This is a genomic window from Oscillibacter sp. KLE 1728, assembly GCF_934833455.1.
In the GTDB taxonomy this organism is placed as follows: domain Bacteria; phylum Bacillota; class Clostridia; order Oscillospirales; family Oscillospiraceae; genus Oscillibacter; species Oscillibacter welbionis.
Genome location: NZ_CAKVVF010000066.1, coordinates 1 through 7,404, shown reverse-complemented (window position 1 = coordinate 7,404; position 7,404 = coordinate 1). Strand labels below are relative to the sequence as shown.

Here is a 7,404-nt window from a genome sequence, read left to right as displayed (position 1 = left end):
GGTGCCGTCTCCGCCGGAATCACCGCCTCCACCGCCGCAGCCTGTCAGCAGGGTAAACATCATCACAAGTGCCAATACCATTGCCAACGTCTTTTTCACATCAAACACTCCTTTTTCTTTTATCCTGTCGATTCTCTGCGAAGGGTCGCTTGCTGCCGGGACATGACAGTCGTGCCGCCGGCCTGACAACAAAATATGTTGCCTTATAAATGGTTTTACCATTTATATTTCTCGCTTTATTTTATAGCACTTTACCCAATGCTCGTCAAGCGTTATTAAAATAACGAGCTATTTTGCACAATTTTTAACAATGTCGCGTGTGGATATGTCTCGCCACTCCTGCAGGCATCCTACGGACTCTCCCTTGATTCCGGCTTTCGAGTATGATATACTTTTCACAAAAAGCAGGAAGGGTAAGGAGAACCATGATGGAGCAGCCTTCTTCCAAGGCCCTCTTCACGCCTGCCAAGACCCAGCGGGCGTCCGAGGCTATTTACAATCAGATCTACCCCAAGATCATTTCCGGGGAACTGCGTCCGGGGGACCGGCTCCCGCCGGAGCGGGAGCTGGCGGAGATGTTCCAGCGCAGCCGCCCTGTGGTGCGGGAAGCGCTGCGGATGCTCCAGCAGGAGGGACTGATCGAAACCGCCGTGGGCAGCTCCGGCGGCGCGGTGATCCGGGGCGTCTCCCTGAAATCCGTGGAAGAGCCCCTGAAAAACCTGGTGGCCATGGGGGCCATCAATCTGGATGAGCTGCTGGAGTATCGGCATATCAACGACCGCAGCTGCGCCCGTCTGGCTGCCATCCACCACACGGAGGAGGATGCCGAGGCGCTCCGGCAGACCCTGGAGGGCGCGAAGGCCAACCTGGACAGCCTCTTCAGCTTCCAGGAGTATGATGTGGCGTTCCACAGCGCTTTGGCCAAGGCCAGCCACAACACGCTGGCCTCTCTGATTAATGACGTGATTGTCCGCCTCAACACGGATGTGTTTGTGGAGACGATTCGGGATTACACACCGGAGCAGCTGCGGGAGATCAATTTGCGGATCTACAACACCCATTACGCCATCATGGAGGCCGTCCTCGCCCATGACCCCGACGGGGCGGACCGCGCCGTGGCGGCCATGGTCCGGCTGTTTCAGGATACGGTCCATTGAACAGGCACGGAGCTTCACAAGTACGGCAGCGCGCCGCGAAAAGAAACGCTCGCCGCTGCGCATGAGGGGGCGCATCCGGATCCTGCTGCCTGGGAAGGGCAGGGAAATACCGTTCACAAATTTCTGCGATGCAGCTGCGTCGCAAAAAAGCTGGCTGCCCGTCGGGCAGCCAGCTTTTTTGCCATGATGTTTTGGAAAGGAGTTCCCGCGGTTAGGTGCCGCCCCGCAGGGTGTTCTCCTGGATGAAGCGGATCAGCTCCCACCCCAGCTTGGGCAGATAGCGCCCCTTTTTGAGAAAGAACCCCACGTCGAACACCACCGGCTCCTCGAAGGGGCGGATCGCCAGCCCTTCGCAGCCCAGGGCCTGCTGGCCCTGGGCCACGCTGATGATGCCCACGTACCGGCAGGAGCGGACCAGATTCGCCATGCACAGCACCTGGTCATAATTGAAGAGAATGTCCGGGATCACCTGATGGCGCTCAAACTCCCGGCTCATCAACTCCTTCACCTTGGATTGGGCGTCCATCATAATGAGCTTCTCCTCCCCCAGCCGCGCCAGGGGGATCCGGTCCAGCCGCGCCAGGGGATGGTCCGGATGCAGCACCGCGTGGATCTCCATAGTGCCCATAGGAATGATCTCCAGCTCCTCCGCCTCCGGCGCTGTGGGGAAGGCGTTATAAGCCAGGTCCAGCATTTCACCCGTCACCATCTCCACGTGCTTGTTCATGGAGCCCTCGTTCAGGTAGATCTGCGCCTTGGGGTGCTCCCGCAGAAAGGTGGAGAAGATCATGGGCACGATGGGATTCGTCAGCACGTGGGAGATTCCCAGCCGCAGGCGCTGTTCCGCCGTGCCGGCCAGATCCCGCATGGCATTTTCCGCCGCTTCACAGGTGCTGAGGATGCGCCGCGCCCAGATCATAAACTGCTCGCCCTCGTATGTAAAGGTAACGCCCTTGGAGCTGCGGACCACCAGCCGCACCCCCAGCTCCTCCTCCAGCGCCTGGACGGCGGAGGAGATGGCCGGCTGGGACACGTAGAGCGCCTCGCTGGCCTGGGTGAAATTCTTATACTGGTAGACCGCGTCCAGATATTGCAGCCGCTTCAGATTCAGCATCCGGCAGACCTCCCATCCCTCCGGCGGCGCACCGCCGCGCTTTTCTTTAAGAATAAAGGAGTTTTATTGAAAAATCAAGATTTTCTTTATGCCAAAAGTGCGAATTGACATTTTTTTGACTAGCTGTTTATAAGTTTTTGTTATTCCTGCATAAAAACATGGTATTTCACTATTGAATTGCCAGTTGCTAAAATTCAAATTGGAAGACATATTGGGGGGCGCGGGAAAGGAGGGTACACGGCAACGGGCGCCGCTTTCATCAAATCTGACAGAGAAGGACGGGAGGATATAGACAACATGATCGTAGTGAGCGTGATTGGAATCATTCTGGCATTCGCGGTGCTGATCTTTGCGGCTTACAAAAAAATCAGCATGTTCCTGGCGGCAGTGCTGGCTGCGGCCATCGTGGCCCTGTTCGGCGGGCTGGACGTGGCGGCCTCCCTGGTGGGGGCGGACGGCCCCTTCCTCATCGGCATGAAGGACTTCGTGGGCAGCTGGCTGGTGATCTTCGCCCTGGGCGCCCTGCTGGGCGCGCTGTATGACAAGAGCGGCGCCACCTGGCGCATCAGCAGCACCCTCATCAACAAGGCCGGAACCCAGTGGACGCTGCTGATCTACGTGCTGGTAGGCGCCTTGTTGGTGTACGGCGGCATCCAGGTGACCGTGATGATCTTCGTGCTGCTGCCCTTTGCCAAGATCCTGTTCCCCAAGGCGGGCATCCCATGGTACTTGTTCCCCGGCATCACCGGCCTGGCCATCGCCACCTTTGCCATGGGCCAGATGCCCGGCAGCCTGCAGATGCAGAACATCATTCCCACTCAGATTCTGGGCACGGCGCTGACCGCCGCCCCGGTGGAGGGCGTGCTGGCCACGCTGTTCATGATCGTCGTAGGTGTCGGCTACCTCTACTGGCAGGTGAAGAAGGGTCATGACGACCCGGAGGCGGCCATCGAGCTCTACCAGGTCCAGGGCGGCATTTTGGACGAGAAAGAGCTGGAGCAGCGGGCTCCGGGCTTCTGGATCTCCCTGCTGCCCATGGTGGTGACCTTCGTCCTCATCAACGGCTTCGGTGTGGAGCTGCTGTACGGCCTCACGGCTGGATGCGTGCTGTCTCTGCTGTTCTTCTGCAAATCCCTGGGCGGCGTCAAGGGCTTTGGAGAAATTGTCTCCGAGGGCTTCAACAACGGGATCTTCCCCTGCATCATCATCGCTGCCGTGGTGGGCGTGGGCAAGGTGGTCTCCGCCACCGATGTATTTGCCCTGGTGCAGGAGAACATCATCAACCTGCCGCTGCCGGGCCTGGTGAAGGTGGCGGCCATCACCACCATCATCGCCGGAATCACCGGCTCCGCCTCCGGCGGCCTGACTATCGCGCTGGAGCTCTTCGGTGAGACCTTCATCTCCTGGGGTTACACGCCGGAGATCATCCACCGGGTGGCCTCCATCGCCTGCGGCGGACTGGACACCCTGCCTTGGAACGGCACCGTAGTGATGCTGTTCGCCCTGTCCGGCGTGTCCTATAAGAAGGGCTACAAGCACGTGGCGATGGAGACGGTCATTCTGCCGCTGCTGTCCCTGATCCCTGTATTTATCTACTATTCCATCGTACACTGAGAAAGGTCGTGTTGAATCGTGGCTACCTATGAAAAGAGCTTTTTGTTGTCCCTGTACCGGGACATGGTCCGGATCCGGGCCTTTGAGGAACACGCCGCCGAGTGCTTCACCAAGGGCATGCTGGCGGGCAACATCCACCTGAGCATCGGCCAAGAGGCAGCGGAGGCCGGTGCCTTCGCGGCCATCGAGCCCAGGGACTACTTCACCTCCACCCACCGGGGCCATGGCCATGCCATCGCCCGCGGGGCGGACCCCAAGCGGGCCATGGCGGAGCTGTTCGGCAAGGCTGCCGGCTACTGCAAGGGCAAGGGCGGCTCCATGCACATTGCGGACATGGAGAAGATGAACCACCTGGGCGCCAACGGCATCGTGGGCGCTGGGCAGCCCATCTCCGCCGGCAGCGCCCTGGCCTCCAAGATCATGGGGGACGACTCCGTCACCGTGGGCTGCTTCGGCGACGGCTCCACCAACGAGGGCTCCTTCCACGAGTCCCTGAACATGGCCGCCGCCTGGAAGCTGCCGCTAGTCTGGTTCATTGAAAACAACTGCTACGGCGTGTCCACGGAGATCCACCGGGTCACCAACACCCCGGATCTGGCCTCCCGGGCCGCGGCCTACGGCGTGCCCTACGCCGTGGTGGACGGCACGGACGCCATCGCGGTGTATGAGGCTATGAAGGTCGCCCTGGACCACGCCCGCAGCGGCAAGGGACCCTATGTGGTGGAGGCCAAGGTATACCGCTATCAGGGCCACTACTGCGGTGACCCGGCGGTTTACCGCCCCAAGGAGTACATGGAGCACGCCCTGGCAAACGACGGCATCGAGAAGCTGGGGCGGCGGCTGCTGGAGAGCGGCGCCGCCCAGGAGGAGCTGGACGCCATCCGGCAGGACGCAGAGGCCGAGATGGACGAGGCTGTGAAGTTCGCGGATGCGTCCCCATATCCGGACCCCGCGACGGTGCTGGATGATATGTATGTGACTGACAACGAAAGGTGCGTGGCGAGATGAGCAAGAAGATCACCGTCAGCAAGGCCATCGGTGAAGCCTTGCACGAGGAAATGCTCCGGGACGAAAAGGTTTTCATCATGGGCGAGGACATGGCCGTCATGGGCAATGTGTTCGCCATCACCAAGGGCTTTCTGGAGGAGTTCGGCCCCAACCGCGTCATTGACACTCCCATCTCCGAGGAGGGGTTTGTGGGCATGGCCGTGGGCGCCGCGATGCGGGGGCTGCGGCCCGTGGTGGAGCTGATGTACGATGACTTCGCCACGGAGTGCGCGGATCCCCTGTTCAACCAGGCTGCCAAGATCCGCTACATGACCGGCGGACAGTGCAGCGTCCCCATGGTCCTGCGGGCGCCCATGGGCGCCGGCCGCCGGAACGCAGGCCAGCATTCCCAGTGCTTGGAGAATTTCTTCTGCCACTTCCCGGGACTGAAGGTGGTGGCCCCCTGCACCGCTGCCGACGCCAAGGGCCTGCTGAAGTCCGCTATCCGGGACGACGACCCGGTAGTGTTCCTGGAACACAAGCTGCTGTACGCCCACAAGGAGGAGATCGCCGATGGGGAGTACACCATCCCCCTGGGTGCGGCGGACGGGAAGCGGGCGGGCAGGGACCTGACCATCATCACCTGGAGCCGTGAGGTCCACTTCGCCCTGGAGGCCGCCCAGACCCTGGAGGCGGAGGGCATCGACGTGGAGGTCCTGGATCTGCGGACTCTGGTGCCCCTGGACTGGGATGCCATCGTGAAGTCCGTCTCCAAGACCCACAACGTCATCATCGTCTCCGAGGAGGTCAAGCGGGGCAGCTACGCCGGTGAGCTCTCTGCCCAGATCGCAGAGGAGCTGTTTGATGAGCTGGACGCCCCGGTGGAACGGGTCTGCGGCCTGAACATCTGCTCCCCCTTCAGCCCGGTGCTGGAGGACAAGAACTTCCCCCATCCGGAGGATATCGTGCGGGCTGTCAAGCGCGTGCTGAACAAGTGAGGAGGCGTGTGAGATGGCTTATGAAGTACTGATGCCCCAGCTGGGCCTGACCATGGAGGAGGGAACCGTCTCCCAGTGGATCAAGCACGAGGGAGACGCTGTAAAGGCCGGGGACGTGGTGGTGGAGATCACCACTGATAAGCTCACCAATGAGATCACCAGCGAGCAGGACGGCGTCCTGCTGAAGATCGTGGCCCAGGAGGGCGAGGATGTGCCGGTGAAGGGACTGCTGGCCTACATCGGCCAGCCCGGCGAACAGGTGGGGGAGACTACTGCCCCCGCTGTATCCGCGGCTTCTGCTGCCCCGTCTGCGGAGCCTGCGGCTGCGCTGGCTTCTGCCCCTGCGGCATCCCCGGCGGCCGGGGGCAAGCGGATCCGAATCTCTCCCCTGGCCCGGAAGATCGCCGGACAGATGGGCGTGGACTACACCGTCCTCACCGGCACCGGCCCCAGCGGCCGGATCGTCAAGCGGGACATCCTGGCTGCGGCGGAGGCCGCGCCCAAGGCAGCTGCTCCCGCCCCTGCTGATCGGAAGATCGCCGCGCCTGCGGCTGTCTCCGGCACCGCCTTCCCGGTGAAGAACCTGGAGCTGATGGAGGGTGACACGGTGGAGAAGCTCACCGGCATGAGGAAGGTGGTGGCCCAGCGGATGTACACCTCTGCTGTGGAGATCCCCACCGTCACCCAGACGGTGAAGGTGGACGTCACCGCCCTGCTGGCCTTCCGCAAAAAGCTGAAGGAGGAGGGCCATGCCTTCTCTGTCAATGACTTTGTGCTGAAGGCCGTGGCCAAGGCCCTGCGCCGTCATCCGGAGATCCTGGTGAGCCTGGACGGGGAGCAGATCATCCGCCGGGCCCATGTGAATCTGGGCATGGCGGTGGCTCTGGACGCGGGGCTCATCGTCCCTGTGATCCGGGACGCGGACCTGCTGAGCCTGGAAGCCCTGTCCGCCAAGGCCAAGGATTTGGCGGAGCGGGCCCGTGCCAACCAGCTGGGCGCCGACGAGTACAAGGGCTCCACCTTCACTGTGTCCAATCTGGGCATGTTCGGCGTGGAGAGCTTCACCCCCATCATCAACCAGCCGGACGCGGCCATTCTGGGCGTCAACTGCACGGAGGATGAGCTGGTGATGGAGGACGACGGCACCATCGCCAAGCATCAGGTGCTGCGGATCTCCCTGACCTTCGACCACCGACTGCTGGACGGCGCGGTAGCGGCCAAATTCGAGATGACAGTCCGGGATCTGCTGGAGCATCCCATGGACATCCTGCTGTGAGGAGCGTAAACAATGGCAACGGAAATCAAAATGCCCCAGCTGGGGCTGACCATGGAGGAGGGCACCGTGGAGCGGTGGCTGAAGGCGGAGGGCGATCCCGTCAAGGCCGGTGAGCCCCTGCTGGAGATTACCACCGACAAGCTGACCAACGAGGTGGCGGCGGAAACCGACGGCGTCCTGCTGAAGATCGTGGCCCAGGAGGGCGCCGACGTGCCGGTAAAGGGCCTGCTGGGCTACATCGGCCGGCCCGGCGAGCAG

Annotated in this window: 7 protein-coding genes; 6 read left to right on the top strand and 1 reads right to left on the bottom strand. The window is 61.8% G+C overall.

The annotated features are described in order from the left end of the window. The first annotated feature begins 428 nt into the window (after nt 1–428). A complete protein-coding gene (locus QVE23_RS08225; protein WP_025544779.1) occupies nt 429–1,157 on the top strand; it encodes a FadR/GntR family transcriptional regulator in 729 nt (242 codons plus the stop codon). Between the two features lie 211 nt (nt 1,158–1,368). Here the strand turns inward: QVE23_RS08225 and QVE23_RS08220 are convergent, their stop codons facing one another. Then, on the bottom strand, nt 1,369–2,271 hold the full coding sequence (locus QVE23_RS08220; RefSeq protein ID WP_025544778.1) for a LysR family transcriptional regulator: 903 nt from the start codon (nt 2,269–2,271) through the stop codon (nt 1,369–1,371). A 297-nt stretch (nt 2,272–2,568) separates the two neighbouring features. On the opposite strand from QVE23_RS08220, the gene QVE23_RS08215 reads away from it, so the two are divergent. The 5 genes from QVE23_RS08215 to QVE23_RS08195 form a co-directional block, all read left to right on the top strand. Further along, nucleotides 2,569–3,885: a GntP family permease gene (locus QVE23_RS08215; protein ID WP_021747770.1), complete on the top strand. Its 1,317-nt coding sequence runs from the start codon at nt 2,569–2,571 to the stop codon at nt 3,883–3,885. A gap of 63 nt (nt 3,886–3,948) precedes the next feature. Further along, complete coding sequence (locus QVE23_RS08210) at nt 3,949–4,893, top strand: thiamine pyrophosphate-dependent dehydrogenase E1 component subunit alpha (RefSeq protein WP_051319924.1); 945 nt, start codon at nt 3,949–3,951, stop codon at nt 4,891–4,893. Further along, nucleotides 4,890–5,870, top strand: coding sequence for an alpha-ketoacid dehydrogenase subunit beta (locus QVE23_RS08205; protein ID WP_287967913.1), 981 nt, complete (start codon nt 4,890–4,892; stop codon nt 5,868–5,870). The genes QVE23_RS08210 and QVE23_RS08205 overlap by 4 nt, the downstream gene beginning before the upstream one ends. Before the next feature lie 13 nt (nt 5,871–5,883). Beyond that, nucleotides 5,884–7,146, top strand: a complete 1,263-nt coding sequence (locus QVE23_RS08200; protein WP_256264253.1) for a dihydrolipoamide acetyltransferase family protein — start codon at nt 5,884–5,886, stop codon at nt 7,144–7,146. 12 nt (nt 7,147–7,158) lie between these two features. Then, the coding region (locus QVE23_RS08195) for a biotin/lipoyl-containing protein (protein WP_287967912.1) at nt 7,159–7,404 on the top strand (246 nt) is incomplete at its 3' end.